Origin of the sequence: Streptomyces sp. SID486 (genome assembly GCF_009865385.1) — a bacterium.
In the GTDB taxonomy this organism is placed as follows: Bacteria; Actinomycetota; Actinomycetes; order Streptomycetales; family Streptomycetaceae; genus Streptomyces.
Window position 1 is genome coordinate 1 of sequence record NZ_WWJT01000610.1, and the last position, 23741, is coordinate 23741.

Sequence of the window (23741 nt, forward strand, 5' to 3'; positions counted from 1 at the left end):
CCGGTGCGCCCCGGCCGGGCTCGGCCCGGCACCGGGCGGCCGTGCGCCGGCGCCGGATCACGCTGGGCGTGGCCGGGGTGGTCGTGGCGGCGGCGGTGGGCGCCGGCGCCTACTGGGCGTCCTCCGGGGGCGACGACCGGCCCGCCCAGGACACCCACAGCACGTCGGCACCCTGACCCGGCGGAGCGGCGGGCGGGGACGCTTGCCGTAGCCGTTACGCTGGAGGCGTGGCAGTCGTCGATGTATCCGAAGAGCTGAAGTCCCTCTCCTCGACCATGGAGTCGATCGAGGCCGTCCTGGACCTCGATGCGTTGAGGGCAGACATCGCCGTGCTCGAGGAGCAGGCGGCCGCGCCGTCCCTGTGGGACAACCCGGACGAGGCGCAGAAGATCACCAGCAAGCTCTCCCACCTCCAGGCCGAGGTCAGGAAGGCGGAGGCGCTGCGCGGGCGGATCGACGACCTCGCGGTCCTCTTCGAGATGGCCGAGGAGGAGAACGACCCGGACACCCGCGCCGAGGCCGAGTCCGAGCTGGTCGCGGTGAAGAAGTCGCTGGACGAGATGGAGGTCCGTACCCTCCTGTCCGGCGAGTACGACTCCCGTGAGGCGCTCGTCAACATCCGCGCCGAGGCCGGTGGCGTCGACGCCGCCGACTTCGCCGAGAAGCTCCAGCGCATGTACCTGCGCTGGGCCGAGCAGCGCGGCTACAAGACCGAGCTGATCGAGACGTCGTACGCCGAAGAGGCCGGCATCAAGTCGACGACCTTCTCCGTGCAGGCGCCGTACGCCTACGGCACCCTCTCCGTCGAGCAGGGCACGCACCGCCTCGTGCGGATCTCGCCCTACGACAACCAGGGGCGCCGCCAGACCTCCTTCGCCGGCGTCGAGGTGCTTCCCGTCGTGGAGCAGTCCGACCACGTCGAGATCGACGAGAGCGAGCTGCGCATCGACGTCTACCGGTCCTCCGGGCCCGGCGGCCAGGGCGTCAACACGACCGACTCCGCGGTCCGCATCACGCACCTGCCCACCGGCATCGTGGTCTCCTGCCAGAACGAGCGGTCGCAGATCCAGAACAAGGCCACGGCCATGAACGTCCTCCAGGCCAAGCTGCTGGAGCGGCGCCGGCAGGAGGAGCAGGCCAAGATGGACGCCCTCAAGGGCGACGGCGGCAACTCCTGGGGCAACCAGATGCGTTCGTACGTGCTGCACCCGTACCAGATGGTCAAGGACCTGCGCACCGAGTTCGAGGTCGGCAACCCCGAGGCCGTGTTCAACGGCGAGATCGACGGTTTCCTGGAGGCCGGGATTCGCTGGCGCAAGCAGCAGGAGAAGTAACTTTGTCGACATGACAACTGCCGCCCCGGAGGCGGCAGTTGTCATTTGTCTGGGTTTTACATCACACTCACAGGCTTCAATCCCCCGCAAACATCGCCCTCCCGGACATTGCGCCCGCAACGGCCTTGACGTTGCTTTGAAAAATGGGAAGGGTGAGGCGCGGCATGCGTACTGAGGGGCGCATGTGAACCGGGGGATCGAGTTGACGCGCTTCGTCACCGGCTGCCTCCGTCGATCACGGCACGCCCCCCGCACCGCCCCATCGACGAACAGCTACTGGGGGTAGCAACCATATGACGAAGAAGACGCGGATCCGGGTCGCGCGGATAGCCGCCGGCGCCGTGATCGCGGCCGGCGCCTCGCTCACCGCGGCCGGCGCGGCTTCCGCCCTGGACCTCGGCGTCCAGGCGGGTCCGATCAGCCTGGGTGTGACCACGGACGGCGCTGACAGCCCCGGCTCGACCGAGGGCACCACGGAGGGCACCACCGAGGGCGCGATCGTGGGTGTGACCGAGGGCTCGATCGTGGGCGTGACCGAGGGCACCACGGGCACCACTGGGACCACGGGCACCACGGGTACCACTGAGACCACGGGCACCACGGGGACTACCGGTACCACTGGAACCACGGGGACCACCGGTACCACCGGTACCACCGGTACCACCGGTACCACCGGTACCACCGGTACCACCGGTACCACCGGTACCACGGGGACCACCGGTACCACTGGAACCACGGGTACGACCGGTACCACGGGTACTACCGGGACAACGGGTACGACCGGTACCACCGGTACGACCGGGACCACGGGTACGACCGGGACCACCGGTACGACCGGTACCACCGGCACCACTGGTTCGACCGGCACCACCGGTTCGACCGGCACCACCGGCGACGACGGCTCGACCGGCACCACCGGCACCTCCGGTGACAGCGGCACCACCGGCTCTACCGGCTCTACCGGCACTTCCGGCAGCACCGGCACCTCCGGTGACGGCGGCAGCAGCACCACCGGTGGCAACCACACCATCCCCGACGGCGGCAACGACAACGTCCCGCAGGACGAGGGCTCCTCGGCGCTGACCGACACCGGCTCCGACACCGTGGCCCAGGGCGGCGACAAGCAGCTCGCCGAGACCGGTGCCGGGCAGACCGCGTTCCTGCTCGTCGGCGCCGCGACGATGATCGCCGGCGGCATCGGCTTCCGCATCCTGCCGCGTCTGGTGAGCGGCCGGGGCGGCGCCGTCGCCTGAGCGTAGCCGTACGCTCACGCACCGCTCGCACCGCACATACGTAAGGGCCCGGAGCTTCGCGCTCCGGGCCCTTACGGCGTCTGCGCGGACCGTCTCACGCGGTCTGGTGGGCCAGCAGCGCCACGGTGGCGATCAGCACCGCGAGCACCGCCAGCAGCGCCATCGGGTTCAGCCCGTTCAGGCCCCCGAAGAAGCCCTCCTGCTGCAGTCGCGCGCGGTTGGCACGGCACACCGGGCACCGGCCCTCGTTCACGGGCGACGCGCAGTTCGCGCACACCAACCGGTCGTACGTCATGCGCTCGCCCTCCTTGCACCGGCCATCACATGTACAACGCTCACGGGAACGAGAACGTTCCCCTCGTCCCCTTCCACTGTGCCAGGTTCCGCAGGAGGCTGCGCGGGGCCTTCGCGGAGGGGACGCGGAAAGAGGCCGGTACAAATACGCACAAGTCTTGCCCAACCTCAACCTGCGACTGCACTTGCACACCCGGTTCGCGTATGGTCACGCTCATCTACCCCCGGCGACCCGTGGTGCATCCGTGATCCGATTCGACAACGTCTCCAAGGTCTACCCCAAGCAGACCCGCCCCGCGCTCAGGGATGTCTCCCTCGAAGTGGAGAAGGGCGAGTTCGTCTTCCTCGTGGGGTCCTCCGGCTCCGGAAAGTCCACCTTCCTGCGGCTCGTCCTCCGCGAGGAGCGGTGCAGCCACGGTCAGGTGCACGTGCTGGGCAAGGACCTCGCACGGCTCTCCAACTGGAAGGTGCCGCAGATGCGCCGCCAGCTGGGGACCGTCTTCCAGGACTTCCGGCTGCTGCCGAACAAGACGGTCGCGGAGAACGTGGCCTTCGCCCAGGAGGTCATCGGCAAGTCCCGCGGTGAGATCCGCAAGTCCGTGCCGCAGGTGCTCGACCTCGTCGGGCTCGGCGGCAAGGAGGACCGCAGGCCGGGCGAGCTGTCCGGTGGTGAACAGCAGCGCGTGGCCATCGCGCGCGCGTTCGTCAACCGGCCCAAGCTGCTGATCGCCGACGAGCCCACCGGCAACCTCGACCCGCAGACCTCCGTCGGCATCATGAAGCTGCTCGACCGGATCAACCGGACGGGCACCACCGTCATCATGGCGACGCACGACCAGAACATCGTGGACCAGATGCGTAAGCGCGTCATCGAGCTGGAGAAGGGCCGCCTCGTCCGCGACCAGGCCCGCGGCGTCTACGGCTACCAGCACTGACCGCCCCCAGTTCCCGAAAGGCCTGAAGAACCCGCCATGCGCGCCCAGTTCGTCCTGTCGGAGATCGGTGTCGGTCTCCGCCGCAATCTGACGATGACCTTCGCCGTCATCGTCTCCGTCGCCCTCTCCCTGGCCCTCTTCGGCGGCTCGCTGCTGATGAGCGACCAGGTGAGCACCATGAAGGGCTACTGGTACGACAAGGTCAACGTCTCGATCTTCCTGTGCAACAAGCACGACGCGGAGAACGACGTGCACTGCGCCAAGGGCGCGGTCACCGAGGACCAGAAGAAGCAGATCCTCGCGGACCTGCACGAGATGACGGTCGTCGAGAAGGTGACCTACGAGTCACAGGACGACGCCTACAAGCACTACAAGGAGCAGTTCGGCAACTCGCCGCTGGCCGGGTCGCTCACGCCGGACCAGATGCAGGAGTCGTACCGGATCAAGCTCAAGGACCCGCAGAAGTACCAGGTGATCGCCAGCGCGTTCAACGGGCGCGACGGCGTGCAGTCCGTGCAGGACCAGAAGGGCATCCTGGACAACCTCTTCCAGCTGCTGAACCTGATGAACCGGGGCGCGCTCGCCGTGATGGCGATGATGCTGATCGTCGCCCTGCTGCTGATCGTCAACACCGTGCGTGTCTCGGCGTTCAGCCGCCGGCGCGAGACCGGCATCATGCGCCTGGTCGGTGCCTCGGGCTTCTACATCCAGGCGCCGTTCATCGCCGAGGCCGCGGTCGCCGGACTGATCGGCGGCGGCCTCGCCTGTGTGGCCCTGGTGTTCGGCCGCTACTTCACCATCGACCACGGCATGGACCTGTCCCACAAGCTCACGCTGATCAACTTCGTCGGCTGGGACGCGGTGTTGACCAAGCTGCCGCTGATCCTCGCAACGAGCGTGCTGATGCCGTCACTTGCGGCGTTCTTCGCGCTGCGCAAGTACCTGAAGGTGTGACGCATGCCAAGAGGGTCGTACGGGCATCCGCCCGTACGGCCCTTCGCGTTGTCCTAGACTCACCGCCATGTCAGGCCGTGACCCGTTCTGTCAGCCCCGCCGCGGACGCCGCGGGGCCGCCCTGACATTGGTCTTCGCCGGTGTGCTGATCGCCGGCGCCGCCACCGGCTCCCTCCCGGAGCCAGGCGATCCCGCGCGCGGCGCGGCCGCCGGACCGGTGGGCCCGGCCGGCGGGCACGACGCCGTCGCGAAGGCCGCCGCCGAGGCGATGGCCGACGGCAAGTCCCCCATGGAGGCGGCCGAGCGGGCCGTCAGCCGCAGCGGGGACCGCTGGGGCGCGGTCTACTCCGAGGGCGAGTACGAGGAGTTCCAGGACGCGCTCGACGGCCGCTACACCGGCGTCGGCCTGTGGGCGCGGCGGGAGCCGGACGGCCGGATCGAGGTCACCAAGGTGCGGCCCGGCTCGCCCGCCGCCGACGCCGGGATCCGCACCGGCGACCGGCTGCGCAGCGTCGACGGCAGCGGGGTCGACGGGCGGCCGGTCACCGAGGTGATCGCCTTACTCCGCGGGGACGCCGAGGACGCCCCGGCCGGTACGACGGTCACCCTCGGCCTCCAGCGCGGCCCGCGCGTGTGGAGCGAGACGCTGCACCGGGCCCGGCTGTCCACCGACTCCGTGACCGTGCGCCGCCTGCCGGACGGGGTCACCGTGCTGAAGGTCTCCGCGTTCACCAAGGGCGCCGCCGCCGCGGTCCGCGAGGCCCTGCGGGCGGCCCCGGCCGACGGCCGCACCGTCCTCGACCTGCGGGGCAACTCCGGCGGCCTGGTCACCGAGGCGGTCGACACCGCCTCGGTCTTCCTGGACGGCGGCCTGGTCGCCACCTACGACGTCGACGGCGCCCAGCGCGCCTTGCACGCCGCCCCGGGCGGCGACACCGACCGGCCCCTGGTCGTCCTCGTCGACGGCGGCACCATGAGCGCGGCCGAGCTGCTCACCGGCGCCCTGCAGGACCGGGGCCGCGCGGTGGTGATCGGCTCCCGGACCTTCGGCAAGGGCTCCGTCCAGATGCCGACGAAGCTGCCGGACGGCTCGGTGGCCGAGCTGACCGTCGGCCACTACCGCACCCCCGCCGGACACACGGTGGACGGCCGGGGCGTCACGCCCGACCTGGAGGCGGGCTCCAGCGCCCTGCGGCGGGCCGAGGCCGTCCTCGCCGGTCTGGGCGCCCGCTCGTAGTCCCCGCGAAATGCGCTTCCCCCGCACCCCCTCCATGGTGCGAAAATGGCGTCACTATGAGCAAGGGAATGTACGTACCGAAGGAGTCCCAGCCCAAGCAGGGCGGCGGGGGCGGCAAGGCCCGGGACGGCGAGAAGGGCGGCAAGCGCAAAATCGTCGCCCAGAACAAGAAGGCCCGGCACGACTACGCGATCATCGACACCTTCGAGGCCGGGCTCGTCCTCATGGGTACCGAGGTGAAGTCGCTGCGCGAGGGGAGGACCTCGCTGACGGACGGCTTCGTCCACATCGACCGCGGTGAGGCGTGGCTGCACAACGCCCACATCCCCGAGTACCACCAGGGCAGCTGGACCAACCACTCCGCCCGTCGCAAGCGCAAGCTGCTCCTGCACCGCGAGGAGATCGACAAGCTGGAGTCGAAGTCGCAGGAGACGGGCCACACGATCGTGCCCCTCTCCCTGTACTTCAGGGACGGCCGCGCGAAGGCGGAGATCGCCCTCGCCCGGGGCAAGAAGGAGTACGACAAGCGGCAGACCCTGCGGGAGAAGCAGGACCGGCGCGAGTCGGACCGCGCGATCGCGGCGGCGAAGCGCAGGCAGCGCGGCGGCTGACCGGTCCGCCGGGAATAAGCTGGCACGCGCGTGCGTTGGTCACGTACGATGGCACTGCACCCCACAGCGGGTGCGCGCCCCCTCCACGGAGGGGTTTGAAAAAACAACATGGGGATGATCGGTTTCGACAGCGGCTGTCGAAGCAGGGGAAGCGTGTCGAGGAAGCGGCAATGATCTCGTAAACCATATGTCGCAAAAAATAATCGCCAACACCAAGCGCGATTCCTTCGCCCTCGCTGCCTAAGTAGCGACTTGCGAAGTGTCAGCCCGGGGCTGTTCCCGACCCGGATCCTGGCATCAGCTAGGGAACTAAACCTTGATCCCGGTCACGGGGTGAAAAGGGAAATCTCACAGTGACTGGGCCCGTCGGCGACTTGTTCGCGTGATCGCCGGGGCCGAGAAAATCACAGCGAACTGCACACGGAGAAGCCCTGATTCCGCACCGTTGGACGCGGGTTCGATTCCCGCCATCTCCACCAACCCCTCCGGGGGTACCCCATGTGGGCGAAGGCCCCGCCGCTTCGAGCGGCGGGGCCTTCGTCATGCCTGCGCCGGATCCTTCCAGCCCTCGTCGAGCGGTCCCGGCTCGGGCAGCTCGCCCTCGACCGGGGCGGCCGCGACGAAGTTCGGTCCGACGGTGAGCCGCAGCTGGGAGCTGAGTTCCACGGTCATGAACGACTTGGTGCCGGCCACGACACCGCGGAATCCCTCCAGCGCGGGCTGCGGCACGACCAGCCGCTCGGCATGACGGGGGACGGAGAAGGTCTCGGTCCCCGGCGACGGCCGGCCGCGCGACCCGCCGGAGCGGTGCGTGGAGCGCAGCGGCCGGCGGACCCCCGGATACAGCGCCGCGTAGAGGCCGGCGAAGGCGTTGAGGTGCGCGAGTCCGGCCGCCGTCAGCCGGCACACGCAGACGCCCTCGACGAACCGCCGCTCGACCAGGTGGAGCGGCAGCCGCTCGACGTCGGTGGTGAGCAGCTTCGCCACCGCCCACAGGCCGCCCTCGGCCCGGGAGGCGTGCGCCTCCACGTTGTACAGGTCCACCAGCAGCTGCCAGAAGGTGGAGGGCTGGGCGTTGCGGTGGAACTGCTCCATCCGCGGGACGATGCGGCCCAGCTCCCGGTCGTAGACCTGCTTCCAGCGCAGCAGGGCCAGCCGGGCGTTGGCCTGCCGGTCCCGGTCGGTGTCGAAGTCGGCGATGACCCGCTCCCGCTCCGCGCGGACGTGCGTCTGCCGCAGCTCGCCCAGCTCGTAGGCCAGGACGCGCCGGGTGCGCGGCACGGGTCGGCCGTAGGCGGCGGCCAGTTCGACCAGGGCCGGGTCGTCGGGCGCCGGGCCCTTCCACGGTCCGGGCGCGGGGACGTAGCGCTCGGCGAGGACGCCGATCAGCTCCGCGGCCCGCTCCTGGCGTCCGCGGGCTGCCGGGGTGCGGTTGACGGCGCGTTCCAGCGTGGCGCGAGCGATCCCGAACAGCGCCGCCACCTCGTCCAGGAAGCAGGGACGCCGGCTGGGCACGATGCCCTCGTTCTCGAAGCGCCGGTAGTTCTTGGGCGACACCCCGAGCGCGTCCACCACGTCCCGGGCCCGCAGTCCGCAGGCGCGGCGCACGTCGGCGATGTCCCAGGAGGCGGGGCCCTGGGGGTTCATCAGGGCGGAGGGCCGGACGCCCAGGGCCCGCGCGAGGGCGCGGACCCGGGGCGGGTCCGGCACTCGGTGCCCGTTCTCGTAGGCCAGTATCTGGGCCTTGGTGGTTCCGACGGCCCGCGCCAGCTCCTCGGCCGTCATGGCCACCGCACCGGGACGAGCGGAGAGGTTCATACGGAGCGCCCGCAGCTCCGATGCGCTGAAATCGGCCAGTCCTCGTGCCATGCGCGTGTTCATCCTCCTCGGGAGGACCACTTTAGGGGTACCATTCCCAGGCCGTGTCCGCGTCTCGTCCCAGGGAGGCGGCCGCAACTGACCTGGTTCGCTTTGCTTTTAGGCGGCTGAACCGGTGGATGCGTCCGCTGAAATGCGCGAGGTTGGAGGACGTCGGGCCCAGGTTTGATGACTGCGGTCCACATAGATCGGCTGTGAAAGTGGCCCTGGCCCCCACGGTTGTTGTCCGTTGGCGGGGGCGCAGGGCCGGCGTGTGGGAGCGAGACCTCCGAAGACCCCCTGCTGCAACAGGGGGTCTTTCGCCGTCAGAAGAAGCTTTCCAGCTGGTGACGCAGCCAGACACTCAGTGCCTGGAGCGCCAGCCAACCGAAGATCTTCCTGCCGGTCTTCCGGTTGTCCCGCCCGCCGCCATCGGGCGGGTTCTCCACGCGCGCACCTCCTCTCGTTCGCAGAGCACGAACGGCCCCGATCGGACGACCGATCGCGAAGTGCGCCACGAGAGACGATGTTGAGATGAGCCTACCGGGTCACACGCGTCACACCGGCCGAGTTGAGAACGCGTCGTGCCCCAACTTCGTTGCCAATTGTCTATTTGACGATCAGTTGATTGCTGTACTTCTCGGCAGGGCGGCAAGGTGACCTGCGAACGGCCGGTGCGCGAACGGTGGTTGTTGAGGGTTGTCGCAGTTCACGGCCGTTACGGGTGTGCCGGGACGGCAGGGCGCCCGGGGCGTGTGGCTACGCGCCGTGCGCCGGGGGAGCGTTCCCGGTCGTAGACGAAACCCGATCGTGTGGGATCGGTCACGTTGATAACGATCCGCTTAACCACGATCGCCGTCCGTAAGGATGCGCACATTGACCGCTTCATGCGCGAGTTGACACCGAGCCGATGAGCAGGGCCAAGGCGGCCGCCGCGGCCGGCACCGCGAAGGCGGCGACGGGGGAGAGGTGCTCCGTCGCCCAGCCGCCCGTCGCCGAGCCGCAGGCGATGCCGGTGAGCAGTCCGGTCACCATCAGGCTCATGCCCTCGTTCAGCCGGTCGGCCGGCGTGCGCCGCTGCACCAGGGTCATCGCCGTGACCATGGTGGGCGCGGTCGCCATCCCCGCGACCAGCAGCGCACCGGCGAGCACCACGAGCGAGCCCGTGCCGGCCGCCGCCCAGGGCAGGGTCATGAGTACCGCCATGGCGGCCAGGCACCGGCGCAGCCGCGGACCGGCCGGTTTCAGCGCCCCGTACGCCAGCCCAGCCGCACACGAGCCGGCCGCCTGGAGGGCGAGCACCGCACCCGCCGCCGCCCGCTGTCCCAGCGAGTCGGCGTATGCGATCGTGACGACCTCCGTCGAGCCGAACACCGCGCCGGTGGCCACGAAGCAGACCAGCAGCGCCGGGACACCGGGGCTGCGCAGCGGTGACGCAGCCTTCGAACGGGCCCGCGGTGGCGGCTCGGTGGCCCGCTGGGCGGTGAACAGCACCATCCCGGCCAGCAGCAGCACCGCCCCCACGAGCGTGCCCGCCTCCGGGAAGAGCGCCCCGGCCAGGAAGGACGCGAGCACCGGCCCGAGCATGAAGCACAGCTCGTCCGCGGCCTGCTCGAACGCGTTCGCCGTGTGCAGCGCGCCGGGCTCGTCGCGCAGCAGATGGGCCCAGCGGGCCCGGGAGAGGCCGCCGATGTTGGGGGTGGTGGCGGCGGTACCGGCGTAGGCGGCGAACAGGGTCCAGTCGGGGGCGCCGTGACGCACGCACAGCAGCAGCGCGAGGCTGCCGAGCGCCGAGACGACGGTGGCCGGCAGCGCGATCCGGGCCTGTCCGTGCCGGTCGACCAGGCGGGCGAGCCAGGGCCCGGCCACCGCGGTCGCGGTGAGCCCGGTCGCGGTGACCGCACCGGCGAGGGCGTACGAGCCCCGGGTGCCGGCGATCATCACGACCGCGCTCACGCTGAACATGCCCATGGGGAGGCGGGCCAGGAGATTGCCGGCGGTGAAGGCACGGGCGCCGGGGAGGGCGAACAGGCGCCGGTACCCCGTGGACGTCCGGCCACTGCTGCGTATCGGGTGGTCCTCGGTGGTCTGCTGCGGCATGCGGCTACGGTCACCCGGGGCGGATCACCGGGTCCAACACCTTCCGCGGGCCGATTCACGCACCGGCGTTGTAGATTCGCCGCCATGTCCGTCCCCGCCCACCTGGACCCCCGCCTGCTGCGCGCCTTCGTCGCCGTCGCCGAGGAACTGCACTTCACCCGGGCCGCGGCCGCGCTGTACGTCGCCCAGCAGGCGCTCAGCCGTGATGTACGGCGACTGGAGCGGGAGTTGGGCGCCGAGCTGTTCCTGCGCACCACCCGGCAGGTCACGCTGACCCCGGACGGCGAACGCCTGCTGCCCCACGCGCGCCGCGTCCTCGCCGCCCAGGACGACCTGCTCGCCGCGTTCGCGGCAGGCCAGGGCCGCCCGCTGCTGGTCGACCTCAACACCACGGGCCTGGTCACCGGCCGCCGGGTGCTGCTCCGGGCCCGGGAACTCGCCCCCGGCTGCGAGCTGATGGCCCGCTACGAGAGCGGCCTCACCGGAGCCGCCGCCGACCTGCTCGCCGGCCGCCTGGACGCCTCCTTCGGCCGCTTCGCCGGCCTCGACGCGGCCCTGCGCTCCGGGCTGGAGCAGCAGCCGGTGCGGTACGAGCCGATGGCCGTCGTCCTGCCCGAGGACCACCCGCTGGCCCGCCTGCCCGAGGTGCCGGTGTCCGCGCTGGCCGGGGAGACGGTGTACGCCGGTGCCGGCAACCCGCGCACCCGGGAGTGGACCGACCTGGCCCTGCGCCTGTTCGGGGGCCGGTCCGTCCGGCTCGCCCCGCCCCAGCCGCTGGCCGTCGGGGACGAGGAGTTCGGCCGCGTCATGGCGAAGACCCGCACTCCGGTGCTGGCCGTGGTGGACTTCCCGCCCATGCCCGGCACGGTACGGCGGCCCCTCGTCGGCCCCGTGCCGCTGTCCCCCGTCTCCCTCGTCTGGCGCAAGGGCCTGTCCCATCCCGGACTCGACGCGCTGCGCCGGGCGGCCGCCGAAACCGCGCGGGCGCAGGGGTGGCTGACGCGCCCGGCCGGCGCGTGGATCCCGGCCGCCGACGAGGCCGTGATGAACCCCGGCCACTGAACGGGCCCGCGGCCCGCCGGCAACGCTCCCCGCGCTCCGGCCCCGCCGCCGTACCGCGCCGTCCGCCTCCGCCGGGCGCCGACGACTGCTGCGGCCGTCCGCCTCCGTCGGGCGCCGACGACCGCTGCCGCCGTCCGCCTCCCACGAGTGCCGACAGCTGCTGCCGCCGTCCGCCTAAGACGGCCGCCGTCGGCGGACCGGCGGCCGCGGCCTCACCGCCGTCCCGTGCCGCACGTGAGAGCAACGTTCCCGCCCGGTCACCCAGGGCCACGGGCCGGAAACGCGCCCTCCCTACCTTCGGGCGCAGTCAGCGGTCGGCAGACCGAGCAGCCGGAGCACCGTGGAGGCGTGATGACAGCCCCAGCCCCAACCCGTCGCAGTGGCCGCTGGATCGCGCACTGGGACCCCGAGGACGAAAGTTTCTGGCAGGCGACGGGGGAGCGGATCGCGCGCCGGAACCTCTGGTTCTCCGTGCTGTCCGAACACATCGGCTTCTCCGTCTGGACCCTGTGGTCCGTCCTCGTGCTGTTCATGGGCCCGGAGTACGGGCTCACCCCCGCCGACAAGTTCCTGCTGACCTCGATGGTCACGCTGGTCGGCGCGGTCGTCCGGGTGCCGTACACCTTCGCCGTCGCCGTCTTCGGCGGGCGCAACTGGACGGTCGTCTCGGCGGCCCTGCTGCTCGTCCCGGCCGTCGCCGCGTTCGTGGTGACGGAACCGGGGACGTCCTTTTCGACCTTCCTCCTGGTGGGTCTGCTGACCGGCATCGGCGGGGGCAACTTCGCCTCCTCCATGACCAACATCAACGCCTTCTTCCCGCTGCGGAGGAAGGGGTGGGCGCTGGGTCTCAACGCCGGCGGCGGCAACATCGGCGTGCCCGTCGTCCAGCTCGTCGCACTCGCCGTCATCGGCGCCGGCGGCGGCCCGCGCCTGCTGCTGGGGATCTACATCCCGCTGATCGTCGTGGCCGCCGTGCTGGCCGCCCTGTACATGGACAACCTCGCCGCGGTGTCGAACGACACCGGAGCGGCCAAGGACGCCGCGAAGGACGTCCACACCTGGATCATGTCCGTCCTCTACGTCGGCACCTTCGGCTCCTTCATCGGCTACAGCTTCGCCTTCGGCCAGGTGCTCACCAACCAGTTCGGCCGCAGTCCGCTGCAGGCGGCGTACCTCACCTTCATCGGCCCGCTGCTCGGCTCCCTCGTCCGCCCCGTCGGCGGGTGGCTCGCCGACCGTCACGGCGGCGCCCGCATCACCCTGTGGAACTACGTCGGCATGGCCGCCGCCACCGCCGTGCTCATCGTGGCCGGCATGCACGGGTCGCTGCCGCTGTTCGTGGCCGCCTTCGTCGTCCTGTTCATGCTCAGCGGGCTCGGCAACGGTTCGGCGTTCAAGATGCTCCCCGGCATCTTCCAGGCCAAGGCCCTGGCCGCGGGGCTGTCGGGCGAGGCGGCCGTCGCCCACGGCCGGCGGCTGTCCGGCGCCGCCATGGGGCTGGTCGGAGCGGTCGGCGCACTCGGCGGTGTCGGCATCAACCTCGCCTTCCGCCAGTCCTTCCTCACCCACGGCTCCGGCACCGGCGCGTTCGTCGCCTTCCTCGCCTTCTACGCTGTCTGTTCCGTGATCACCTGGGCCGTATACCTTCGCCGCCCCGCCGGGCGGATGCCGCTCACGGCGGTGGCACCGCAGGCGAGGGAACGGCTCAGCCATGCCGAGGTGTGACGTAACACCGGCGACATCCGCCGGAACCGAGCCCGTCACGGCCCGTTGACAGGCTCGGCCGGCGCGCCGGTCAGCTAGGAGAGCCCATGGACGACGAAGAGCAGCAGCCCGAGCACGGTCCCCTCGCCGGTTTCACGGTGGGGGTCACCGCCGCGCGCCGGGCCGACGAACTGGGCGCCCTGCTCCAGCGGCGCGGCGCCGGCGTGCTGCACGCACCCGCCCTGCGGATCGTGCCGCTCGCCGACGACAGCGAACTGCTCGCCGCCACCGAGGAGATCATCGACCGGGTACCGGACGTCGTCGTGGCCACCACCGCCATCGGCTTCCGGGGCTGGGTCGAGGCCGCCGACGGCTGGGGGCTCGGCGAGCGGCTGCTCGGCCGGCTGGGCGGGACGCGGCTGCTGGCCCGCGGCCCGAAGGTCAAGGGCGCCATACGGGCGGCCGGACTCACCGAGGAGTGGTCACCGGACTCGGAGTCCCTGGCCGAGGTGCTCGACCGCCTCCTGGAGGAGGGAGTCGACGGCACCCGCGTCGCCGTGCAGCTGCACGGCGAGCCCCTGCCCGGCTTCATCGAGTCGCTGCGTGCCGCCGGGGCGGAGGTGCTGTCGGTCCCCGTCTACCGCTGGCTGCCCCCGGAGGACCCCGGCCCGCTGGACCGCCTGCTGGACGCGGCCGTCACCCGCGGTCTGGACGCCCTCACCTTCACCAGCGCCCCCGCCGCGGCCTCCCTCCTCTCCCGCGCGGAGCACCGCGGTCAGCTGGACGAGCTGCTGTCGGCCCTGGCCCACGACGTCCTGCCGGCCTGCGTGGGCCCGGTCACCGCGCTCCCCCTCCAGGCGCGCGGGGTGGAGACGGTCCAGCCGGAGCGCTTCCGCCTCGGACCCCTGGTCCAGCTCCTGTGCCGGGAACTGCCGGCCCGCGCCCGGTCGTTGCCCGTCGCCGGTCATCAGGTGGAGATCCGCGGCCACGCGGTCCTGGTCGACGGCGACCTCAGGCCGGTCCCGCCGGCCGGCATGGCCCTCCTGCGCGCCCTGTCCCGCCGCCCCGGCTGGGTGGTGGCCCGCGCCGACCTGCTCCGCGCCCTGCCGGGGGCGGGCCGCGACGAACACGCCGTGGAGACCGCGATGGCCCGGCTCCGCGCGGCCCTCGGCGCGCCGAAACTCATCCAGACGGTCGTCAAACGGGGCTACCGCCTGGCCCTGGACCCGGCGGCGGACGCGAAGTACGCGGACGACTGAGCCACGCCCCTCCTCCGGCGCGGGTGACGGAACCGCGGCACGGGGGGTTCCGGCGCACCCTCCGGAGGGGCACTGTGAGAGGCGGGGCGCACCGGCCCCCCGCACGCTTCCGCACGGTTCCTGCCCAGGCGGTGACTCGCACATGGCATCCGGTAGCCCCACGCCCCCGTACGAGCTGCGGTTCGACGCCGGGCGGATGTGTCTGGACCTGCTCGCCACCGCGCATCCGGGCGAACGGCTCGACGGGACCACGGCGTTGCGGGCGTGGATCGGGGGAGCCGGGCTCGTGCCGGCCGGTACGCCGCTGGAGCACGCCGACGGCTCCTGGCTGGCCGGTTTCCGGGAACTGCGGCGGGACGTAGGGCTGTTGGTGCGGGGCGTGGCAGGCGCGCAGGCACCGCCGTACGGGGTGGCCCTCCGCCGGGTCAACGAGGCGGCCCGGACCGCGCCGCCGGCGCCGCTGGCCGTACGCGCCCCGGACGGCCGCCTCGTGCGGGAGCTGGCGGAACCGCCCGGCTGCGCGGCCCTGCTCGCCGTCGTGGCCCGGGACGCCGTGGAGCTGCTCACCGACCCCGTGGCGTGGGCCGCCGTGCGGGAGTGCGAGGGGGACAACTGCCCCCTGGTGTACGTCGACACCTCCCGCGGCCGGCGCCGCCGCTGGTGTTCCAGCGAGGTGTGCGGGAACCGGGAGCGGGTCGCCCGGCACCGGCGGCGGGCCGCGCTCACCCGGGCCTGAGGGCGACGGAGCCCCCGCGGCGGGCGTGATTTCCGTAACACCGCGTTTCGTTGGCGTCTACACGGGTATCGCCCGGCCCTCCTGGCGGTGTGTCGGAAATGTAAAGATCGGCCGGTGGGAATGTGCTCCCATGTCCCGCTCGTCACGCCATCCCCGAGAAATCTGTCACTCCGGTTTGAACACCCGGCCGTTGCGGTGCGTACGGGTGGGCGAGCGACCGACTGGGGGAACCCCCGGACACCGGAGGTGGGCGTGCGCAAGGATGCGGCCGTGGCCAATGAACGTGGAATGAGGGCCCGACATCGCATGTCCTCACAGCCCTCGGAGCCGGATGAGGAGCTGATGCGTGCGCTCTACCGGGAGCACGCCGGACCTCTGCTCGCGTATGTCCTGCGACTGGTCGCCGGTGATCGGCAGCGTGCCGAGGACGTCGTACAGGAAACACTCATCCGTGCCTGGAAGAACGCCGGTCAGCTCAATCGGGCGACCGGTTCGGTACGCCCCTGGCTGGTGACGGTCGCACGCCGCATCGTCATCGACGGCCACCGCAGCCGGCAGGCCCGGCCGCAGGAGGTCGATCCGTCGCCGCTGGAGGTCATCCCCGCGGAGGACGAGATCGACAAGGCGCTGTGGCTGATGACGCTGTCGGACGCGCTCGACGACCTGACCCCGGCCCACCGGGAGGTGCTCGTCGAGACGTACTTCAAAGGGCGTACCGTCAATGAGGCGGCCCAGACGCTGGGCATACCGAGCGGCACCGTCCGCTCCCGGGTGTTCTACGCCCTGCGGTCGATGAAGCTGGCACTGGAGGAGCGGGGGGTGACGGCGTGATGAGCAGTGGGTACGGGGGGATGCAGGGATTCGGACCGGGTGGTCCGGGTATGTCTGGGCCCATGAGCCCCAGTCAGGGATCTTCGGTGCCGAGCGAACACGAGACCGTCGGCGCCTACGCCCTCGGCATCCTCGACGACGCCGAGGCGACCGCTTTCGAGGCGCATCTCGCCGGCTGCGAGTGGTGCGCCCAGCAGCTGGACGAGCTGGCCGGGATGGAACCCATGCTGGCCGCGCTCGCGGACCTGCCGGGCTCCGGCAGCACGCCCGCGATCGGTGACTCGCTGTCCGCGAAACCCAGCCCCCGGCTGGTGGAGAAGCTGGTCGACGAGGTCGCCGAGAAGCGCGCCCAGAAGCGCCGGCGCGGCTTCTACATGATCGCGGCGGCGGCCGCGCTGATCATCGCGGGCCCGCTGGCCGCGGTGGCGGTCGGCGGCGGCTCCGACGGCGGCGGGCAGGTCACCGCGAGCCCCGCCCAGTCGACGTTCCGGACCATGTCCGACAAGAAGTCCGCCACGGACGCGTCGACCCACGTCAGCGCCACCGTCGCCATGGCGGCGAAGGACTGGGGCACCCAGGCGGTGCTGGAGCTGAAGAACGTCAAGGGACCGCTCAAGTGCTCCCTGGTGCTGGTCGCCAAGAACGGGCAGCGCGTGACCATGTCGTCGTGGTCGGTCCCGGACTGGGGGTACGGCATCCCGGACGCCAAGACCGAGGACGCCAGGAAACCGCTGTACATCGGCGGGGCCGCCGCCTTCCAGCCCAACGAGATCGACCACTTCGAGGTGGTGACCTTCGAGGGCAAGAAGCTCGTCCAGGTCGACGCCTGAGACCTGCCGCGCGCTCGGCCGCACGGGGTGCGGCGGGGCCGAGCGCGTGTTGCCCGCGCGCTGAGCGCACGGTGCCGGCGCCCCGCCCCCGCCCCCCGGCACCGGTCGCCGCGAAGTCCCCGGGTGTCCCCGGACCGGTCCCGTAGCCTCCCGGGCCCCCCTTCGCGTACGGTTGACGGCTGCCCAGCACGTCAGAAGGGGGCCCGGTGGCCGCTCAGGTTCAGCAGTCCGCGGTCGGCCCGGTCGAGGACGGAAACGATTCCGTCCGCGACCGGGAGATCGGCGTCGAACAGGAACACCTGGACCGGGTGTACCGGCGGCTGGAGGAGAAGATCCACGAAGCCGAGTTCCTGATGCACGACGCGGCACAGCGCGGCCAGGTCGGCACCCCGGGCGCGCTGGCCGAACGGGACGCGCAGGTCTTCCGGGCCGGCGTCCATCTCAACCGGCTGAACAACGAGTTCGAGGACTTCCTCTTCGGCCGGATCGACCTGCTCCTCGGCAAGGACGGGAAGCGGGGGCCCGACGGGGCGTACACGGCGGTGGAGCCCGCCGAGGGCGCCGTGCGGGACGACGACACCGCCGACATCGCCGAGACGCTGCACATCGGCCGTATCGGTGTCCTCGACCAGGACTACTCCCCGCTCGTCATCGACTGGCGCGCACCCGCCGCCGCGCCCTTCTACCGGGCCACGCCCGTGGAGCCGGGCCGGGTGGTACGGCGCCGGGTCATCCGGTCCAAGGGGCGCCGCGTCCTCGGGGTCGAGGACGACCTGATGCGGCCCGAGCTGACGGCCTTCCTCGACGGCCGGGAACTGCCCGTCATCGGCGACGGAGCCCTGATGGCCGCCCTCGGCCAGGCGCGCGGCCACACCATGCGGGACATCGTCTCCTCGATCCAGGCCGAGCAGGACCTGGTCATCCGGGCACCCGCCGCCTCCGTCACCTACGTGGAGGGCGGCCCGGGCACCGGCAAGACCGCCGTCGCCCTGCACCGCGCCGCCTACCTGCTCTACCAGGACCGCAGACGCTACGCGGGCGGCATCCTGATCGTCTCGCCCACGCCGCTGCTCGTCGCCTACACCGAGGGCGTGCTGCCCTCCCTCGGCGAGGAGGGCCAGGTCGCGATCCGCGCGATCGGCTCGCTGGTCGACGGCGTGGAGGCCGTCCTCTACGACTCCCCGGCCGTGGCCCGTGCCAAGGGGTCGTACCGGATGCTGAAGGTGCTGCGCAAGGCCGCCCGCGGCGCACTGGAGCTGGGCCCGGCCGCTCCGGTGGGACAGCTCGCCCTGGACGACGACACCGACGCCGGCGACGACACCGGGCCGCGGACCTTCGACGGGCCGCCGGACCGCCTTCGCGTCGTCGCCTTCGGGCGCCGTCTGGAGCTGGAGGCACCCGAGCTGGAACGTGTCCGCCGCACCGCCCTCGGCGGCACCGCGCCGGTCAACCTGTTGCGGCCACGCGCCCGCAAGCTGCTGCTGGACGCCCTGTGGGGCAAGTCCGGCGCGGCCGGCCGGCACAGCGACCCGGAGCTGGCCGCCGAGCTGCGCTCCTCCTTCGACGAGGACGTCAGCGGCGAGGACGCCTTCATCGGCTTCCTGGACGCCTGGTGGCCCGAGCTGACCCCGGCGGCCGTCCTCGCCGCCATGGCCGACGAGCGCCGGCTGGGCCGCTGGGCCCGGCGCGTCCTCAACCCCGGCGAGGTCCGCAAGGTCGCGCGCTCCCTGAAGCGGGAGGGCCACTCGGTGCACGACATCGCCATGCTCGACGAACTCCAGGCGATCCTCGGCGCCCCGGCCCGGCCGCGCAGGAAGCGCGAGTACGACCCGCTGGACCAGCTCACCGGCCTGGAGGAGCTGATGCCGGTGCGCGAGGAGTCGCAGCGGGAGCGGGCCGAGCGGCTCGCGCAGGAGCGCACCGAGTACGCGCACGTCATCGTGGACGAGGCGCAGGACCTCACGCCGATGCAGTGGCGCATGGTCGGCCGCCGTGGCCGGCACGCCACCTGGACGGTCGTCGGCGACCCGGCGCAGTCCTCCTGGTCCGACCCGGACGAGGCGGCCGAGGCCCGCGACGAGGCCCTCGGCAGCCGGCCCCGGCGCCGCTTCGAGCTCACCGTGAACTACCGCAACCCGGCCGAGATCGCCGAGCTGGCGGCGAAGGTGCTCGCGCTCGCCATGCCCGGCTCGCAGGCGCCCTCCGCCGTACGGTCCACCGGGGTGCAGCCGCGCTTCGCGGTCGCGGAGGGCGCGCCGGCGGCGACCGTGCGGGCGGAGGCCGAGCGGCTGCTGGGGCTGGTGGACGGCACGGTCGGCGTGGTCGTCGCGATGAACCGGCGCGAGGAGGCCCGGCGCTGGCTGGCCGGGCTCGGCGACCGGGTCGTCGCGCTCGGCAGCCTGGAGGCCAAGGGCCTGGAGTACGACGCGACGGTCGTCGTCTCGCCCGCCGAGATCGCCGACGAGTCCCCGGCCGGGCTGCGTGTGCTGTACGTCGCGCTGACCCGGGCGACCCAGCAGCTGACGGTCGTGTCGGGGGAGCGGGACGAGCCGGACGAGGCGGGGGTCCCGGACCTGCTGAGGGATGAGATCCTGACGAACTCCGGCCGGGGGAATGGGTCCACGGGATCCGTTTGTTAGCCTTGACGTGGCACCGGCCCGATCCAAGCCCCCGGGCCCAACCTTCGTCGCCACGAGCGACCACTTGCCGCGAGGCGAGCATGGCGGGTCGGTGTCATGAACGTGCGGGAGGCCCACGTCACGGATGTGACGTGGGCCTCCTTCTTTGCTCCGTCGTCCCCTTTCCCTGCCCGGCCGTTTCTCGTATGGTGGAAGTGGTTTTCCGAAACCATCAACCAGGCAGAGAACCTCGCGTGAACAAAACGTCCGCAACCCAGGGCGACTACCACGTACTCGGCGGTAGGTGCGACGATCGGACGGCACAACTCGCGACACGGTGAAAGCAGAGGAAGTCGGCCATGGCAACGGCGCCCAGCGTCTCCTACTCGATGACGATCCGGTTGGAGGTGCCCGCGAGCGGAACCGCCGTCTCGCAGCTCACCACCGCCGTGGAGTCCTCCGGAGGCTCGGTGACCGGCCTCGACGTCACCGCGTCCGGCCACGAGAAGCTCCGTATCGACGTCACCATCGCGGCCTCCTCCACCGCGCACGCCGACGAGATCGTCGAGAAGCTGCGCGGCATCGAGGGCGTCACCCTGGGCAAGGTCTCCGACCGTACGTTCCTCATGCACCTCGGCGGCAAGATCGAGATGCAGTCCAAGCACCCCATCCGCAACCGTGACGACCTCTCCATGGTCTACACGCCGGGTGTGGCGCGCGTCTGCATGGCGATCGCCCAGAACCCCGAGGACGCCCGCCGCCTCACCATCAAGCGCAACTCCGTTGCGGTCGTGACGGACGGCTCCGCCGTGCTCGGCCTCGGCAACATCGGCCCCAAGGCCGCGCTGCCCGTCATGGAGGGCAAGGCGGCCCTCTTCAAGCGCTTCGCCGGCATCGACGCCTGGCCGCTGTGCCTGGACACCCAGGACACCGACGCGATCGTGGAGATCGTCAAGGCGATCGCCCCCGGCTTCGCCGGCATCAACCTGGAGGACATCTCCGCGCCGCGCTGCTTCGAGATCGAGGCCCGGCTGCGCGAGGCCCTCGACATCCCCGTCTTCCACGACGACCAGCACGGCACCGCCATCGTCGTGCTCGCCTCCCTGACCAACGCCCTGCGCGTCACGGAGAAGGCGATCGAGAACATCCGGGTCGTCATGTCCGGCGCCGGCGCGGCCGGTACGGCCATCCTCAAGCTGCTGCTGGCGGCCGGTGTGAAGAACGCGGTCGTCGCCGACATCCACGGCGTCGTCCACGCGGGCCGTGAGGACCTGGTGGACGCCCCGGCGGACTCCGCGCTGCGCTGGATCGCCGACAACACCAACCCCGAGAACCTCACCGGCACCCTGAAGGAGGCCGTGCGCGGCGCCGACGTCTTCATCGGCGTCTCCGCCCCGAACGTCCTGGACGGCGACGACGTGGCCGCCATGGCCGAGGGTGCCATCGTGTTCGCGCTCGCGAACCCGGACCCCGAGGTCGACCCGGCGATCGCCCGGCAGACGGCGGCCGTCGTGGCCACCGGCCGCTCCGACTTCCCGAACCAGATCAACAACGTGCTGGTCTTCCCGGGTGTCTTCCGCGGCCTGCTGGACGCGCAGTCCCGCACGGTCAACACCGAGATGATGCTCGCGGCCGCGAAGGCGCTGGCCGACGTGGTGACCGAGGACGAGCTGAACCCGAACTACATCATCCCGAGCGTCTTCAACGACAAGGTCGCCGGCGCGGTCGCCGGAGCGGTCCGCGAGGCCGCCAAGGCGGCCGGTGCGACGGCCTGACCGAGGCGTGTCGTACTGTGCAGGGGGCTGTGAGCATCACCACGGCGGCCCCCCGCACCGGCGCGTCGTGGAACCCCAAGATGCCGGGCGCGCTCTAGGGTGACGGCCGAGCGGGCGCTTTTCGTGTGACTCCCCAGGGTGTTCTCACGACTCCTACGGGTGCCGGATTGGCTTTCCCGCCGCAGGTAGGGGCAGGATGCTCCCCCAGGGACTACGTCCCCGGGGGCACCCCCAAGGGCGCGAGCGCATCGGCATCGCAGTGCCTCGGGCGGCACCGCCGCGTGGCACACCCCAACGGCAAGAAAACACGGGAGTAACAACATGAACCGCAGTGAGCTGGTGGCCGCGCTGGCCGACCGCGCCGAGGTGACCCGCAAGGACGCCGACGCCGTGCTGGCCGCGTTCGCCGAGACCGTCGGCGAGATCGTCGCCAAGGGCGACGAGAAGGTCACCATCCCCGGCTTCCTGACCTTCGAGCGCACCCACCGTGCCGCCCGCACCGCGCGCAACCCGCAGACCGGCGAGCCCATCAACATCCCGGCCGGCTTCAGCGTGAAGGTCACCGCGGGCAGCAAGCTCAAGGAAGCGGCCAAGGGCAAGTGACCGCTCTGCTCGAACGCCGGTCCACCGGAGCGATGTTCGACTGAGCGCCGTGGGTGACTGCCGGCCCGTCGCGGCTGGCCGAGCAGTTCCCGCGCCCCTTCAGGGGCGCAGATACGCCGAATGGGCGGCCCCCCTCACCAGGGGGGCCGCCCATTCGGCGTCGGCCGACGCGGCTAGCCGAGCGCCTTGCCGGGCAGTTCGACCTTCGCGCCCAGCTCCACGAGCTTCTCCATGAAGTTCTCGTAGCCACGGTTGATGAGGTCGATGCCGTGCACGCGGGACGTGCCCTCGGCCGCCAGTGCCGCGATGAGGTACGAGAAGCCGCCGCGCAGGTCGGGGATGACCAGGTCGGCGCCCTGGAGCTTGGTCGGGCCGGAGACGACCGCCGAGTGCAGGAAGTTGCGCTGGCCGAACCGGCAGTCCGAGCCGCCCAGGCACTCGCGGTAGAGCTGGATGTGCGCGCCCATCTGGTTCAGCGCGGAGGTGAAGCCCAGCCGGGACTCGTACACCGTCTCGTGGATGATGGACAGGCCCGTGGCCTGGGTGAGGGCCACCACCAGCGGCTGCTGCCAGTCGGTCTGGAAGCCGGGGTGCACGTCCGTCTCCAGCGCGATGGACTTCAGCTGGCCGCCGGGGTGCCAGAAACGGATGCCCTCGTCGTCGATCTCGAAGGCACCGCCCACCTTCCGGTAGGTGTTCAGGAACGTCATCATCGAGCGCTGCTGGGCGCCGCGGACGTAGATGTCGCCGCTTGTCGCCAGCGCGGCGGAGGCCCAGGACGCGGCCTCCAGGCGGTCCGGCAGGGCCGCGTGGGTGTAGCCGCCGAGCTGGTCCACACCGGTGATGCGGATCGTGCGGTCGGTGTCCATCGCGATGATCGCGCCCATCTTCTGCAGCACGCAGATGAGGTCCTCGATCTCGGGCTCGACGGCCGCGTTGGACAGCACCGTGACGCCCTCGGCCAGCACGGCCGTCAGCAGCACCTGCTCGGTCGCGCCGACGGACGGGTACGGCAGCCGGATCTTCGTGCCGCGCAGCCGCTGCGGGGCCTCCAGGTACTGCCCGTCGGCCCGCTTCTCGATGGTCGCGCCGAACTGCCGCAGCACGTCGAAGTGGAAGTCGATGGGCCGGCCGCCGATGTCGCAGCCGCCCAGGCCCGGGATGAACGCGTGGCCGAGACGGTGCAGCAGCGGACCGCAGAAGAGGATCGGGATGCGGCTGGACCCGGCGTGGGCATCGATGTCAGCCACGTTGGCGCTCTCGACGTGCGTCGGGTCGAGCACCAGCTCGCCGGGCTCCTCACCCGGACGGACCGTCACCCCGTGCAGCTGGAGCAGGCCGCGCACGACCCGCACGTCACGGATGTCGGGAACGTTGCGCAGTCGGCTCGGCGCGCTGCCCAGCAGGGCGGCGACCATGGCCTTCGGCACGAGGTTCTTCGCACCGCGGACACGGATCTCGCCCTCCAGCGGGGTTCCGCCGTGGACAAGCAGGACATCGTCGTTGACGGTCATGAATCTCGCGTTCCGATGAGTTGGTCAGGGGCCGGCCGATCACTGCGCGCAGGGGCCGGGAAGACAGGGTAATCGCCTATTACCCCCCGCCCGTAAGCCCAAGGGCGGCCCAGCCGCGTCATAGGTGTGTCACAACACGAACCGTTCGCTTTCGGGCACATGGGGTCACCGGGCGCGCGGGTGCGCGCCCGGCCCGCTCCGACGCGCTCTGAGCTGCGTTCACTCCCGCACCGC

Annotated in this window: 20 protein-coding genes and 1 other RNA gene; 16 read left to right on the forward strand and 5 right to left on the reverse strand. The window is 71.5% G+C overall.

Annotated features, from left to right (window positions below; genetic code table 11):
- Positions 1-227: 227 nt before the first annotated feature.
- Complete coding sequence (prfB, locus tag GT045_RS28540; RefSeq protein WP_161335947.1) at positions 228-1334, forward strand: peptide chain release factor 2; 1107 nt, start codon at positions 228-230, stop codon at positions 1332-1334.
- 293 nt (positions 1335-1627) lie between these two features.
- Complete coding sequence (locus GT045_RS28545) at positions 1628-2587, forward strand: hypothetical protein (RefSeq protein WP_161335948.1); 960 nt, start codon at positions 1628-1630, stop codon at positions 2585-2587.
- A gap of 94 nt (positions 2588-2681) precedes the next feature.
- Here GT045_RS28545 and GT045_RS28550 read toward each other — a convergent pair whose 3' ends face one another.
- A complete protein-coding gene (locus tag GT045_RS28550) occupies positions 2682-2882 on the reverse strand; it encodes a hypothetical protein (protein ID WP_161289797.1) in 201 nt (66 codons plus the stop codon).
- 244 nt (positions 2883-3126) lie between these two features.
- Here GT045_RS28550 and ftsE point away from each other — a divergent pair, with 244 nt between their 5' ends.
- From ftsE to ssrA, 5 genes are all read left to right on the forward strand, one after another.
- Positions 3127-3816 (forward strand): cell division ATP-binding protein FtsE, encoded by a 690-nt coding sequence (gene ftsE / locus GT045_RS28555; RefSeq protein ID WP_020940379.1) that lies wholly within the window; start codon positions 3127-3129, stop codon positions 3814-3816.
- A 36-nt stretch (positions 3817-3852) separates the two neighbouring features.
- Complete coding sequence (ftsX, locus tag GT045_RS28560) at positions 3853-4770, forward strand: permease-like cell division protein FtsX (protein ID WP_161289787.1); 918 nt, start codon at positions 3853-3855, stop codon at positions 4768-4770.
- A 67-nt stretch (positions 4771-4837) separates the two neighbouring features.
- A complete protein-coding gene (locus tag GT045_RS28565; protein ID WP_202529107.1) occupies positions 4838-6007 on the forward strand; it encodes a S41 family peptidase in 1170 nt (389 codons plus the stop codon).
- Between the two features lie 68 nt (positions 6008-6075).
- Positions 6076-6618, forward strand: a complete 543-nt coding sequence (gene smpB, locus GT045_RS28570; protein WP_161289802.1) for an SsrA-binding protein SmpB — start codon at positions 6076-6078, stop codon at positions 6616-6618.
- 110 nt (positions 6619-6728) lie between these two features.
- Positions 6729-7097: a transfer-messenger RNA gene (gene ssrA / locus GT045_RS28575) on the forward strand.
- Between the two features lie 61 nt (positions 7098-7158).
- Here the strand turns inward: ssrA and GT045_RS28580 are convergent.
- The 3 genes from GT045_RS28580 to GT045_RS28585 all read right to left on the reverse strand — a co-directional run bounded on the left by GT045_RS28580 (position 7159) and on the right by GT045_RS28585 (position 10575).
- Entirely contained in the window at positions 7159-8487 is a 1329-nt protein-coding gene (locus GT045_RS28580; RefSeq protein WP_161289784.1) for a helix-turn-helix transcriptional regulator, read from the reverse strand.
- 314 nt (positions 8488-8801) lie between these two features.
- The gene (locus tag GT045_RS40535) at positions 8802-8924 is read right to left on the reverse strand and encodes a hypothetical protein (RefSeq protein WP_272921411.1); all 123 of its coding nucleotides are present in this window, start codon (positions 8922-8924) and stop codon (positions 8802-8804) included.
- 436 nt (positions 8925-9360) lie between these two features.
- Complete coding sequence (locus GT045_RS28585) at positions 9361-10575, reverse strand: MFS transporter (RefSeq protein ID WP_237538945.1); 1215 nt, start codon at positions 10573-10575, stop codon at positions 9361-9363.
- An 84-nt stretch (positions 10576-10659) separates the two neighbouring features.
- Here GT045_RS28585 and GT045_RS28590 point away from each other — a divergent pair, with 84 nt between their 5' ends.
- The 9 genes from GT045_RS28590 to GT045_RS28630 all read left to right on the forward strand — a co-directional run bounded on the left by GT045_RS28590 (position 10660) and on the right by GT045_RS28630 (position 21993).
- Positions 10660-11637, forward strand: coding sequence for a LysR family transcriptional regulator (locus GT045_RS28590; protein WP_161335949.1), 978 nt, complete (start codon positions 10660-10662; stop codon positions 11635-11637).
- 351 nt (positions 11638-11988) lie between these two features.
- Positions 11989-13362, forward strand: coding sequence for a nitrate/nitrite transporter (locus tag GT045_RS28595; protein WP_161335950.1), 1374 nt, complete (start codon positions 11989-11991; stop codon positions 13360-13362).
- Between the two features lie 86 nt (positions 13363-13448).
- On the forward strand, positions 13449-14600 hold the full coding sequence (locus GT045_RS28600; protein ID WP_161289776.1) for a uroporphyrinogen-III synthase: 1152 nt from the start codon (positions 13449-13451) through the stop codon (positions 14598-14600).
- A gap of 142 nt (positions 14601-14742) precedes the next feature.
- Positions 14743-15336, forward strand: a complete 594-nt coding sequence (locus tag GT045_RS28605; RefSeq protein ID WP_161335951.1) for an ABATE domain-containing protein — start codon at positions 14743-14745, stop codon at positions 15334-15336.
- A gap of 246 nt (positions 15337-15582) precedes the next feature.
- A complete protein-coding gene (locus GT045_RS28610) occupies positions 15583-16167 on the forward strand; it encodes a sigma-70 family RNA polymerase sigma factor (protein WP_161295689.1) in 585 nt (194 codons plus the stop codon).
- Positions 16168-16229: 62 nt separating this feature from the next.
- Entirely contained in the window at positions 16230-16997 is a 768-nt protein-coding gene (locus tag GT045_RS28615) for a zf-HC2 domain-containing protein (protein WP_202516215.1), read from the forward strand.
- A gap of 206 nt (positions 16998-17203) precedes the next feature.
- Positions 17204-19636, forward strand: a complete 2433-nt coding sequence (locus GT045_RS28620; protein ID WP_161295691.1) for a UvrD-helicase domain-containing protein — start codon at positions 17204-17206, stop codon at positions 19634-19636.
- A gap of 338 nt (positions 19637-19974) precedes the next feature.
- Positions 19975-21390, forward strand: a complete 1416-nt coding sequence (locus GT045_RS28625) for an NAD-dependent malic enzyme (RefSeq protein WP_161295693.1) — start codon at positions 19975-19977, stop codon at positions 21388-21390.
- Positions 21391-21711: 321 nt separating this feature from the next.
- Positions 21712-21993 (forward strand): HU family DNA-binding protein, encoded by a 282-nt coding sequence (locus GT045_RS28630; RefSeq protein ID WP_014673024.1) that lies wholly within the window; start codon positions 21712-21714, stop codon positions 21991-21993.
- A gap of 173 nt (positions 21994-22166) precedes the next feature.
- Here GT045_RS28630 and murA read toward each other — a convergent pair whose 3' ends face one another.
- Positions 22167-23507: a UDP-N-acetylglucosamine 1-carboxyvinyltransferase gene (gene murA / locus GT045_RS28635; RefSeq protein WP_161295695.1), complete on the reverse strand. Its 1341-nt coding sequence runs from the start codon at positions 23505-23507 to the stop codon at positions 22167-22169.
- Positions 23508-23741: the final 234 nt, after the last annotated feature.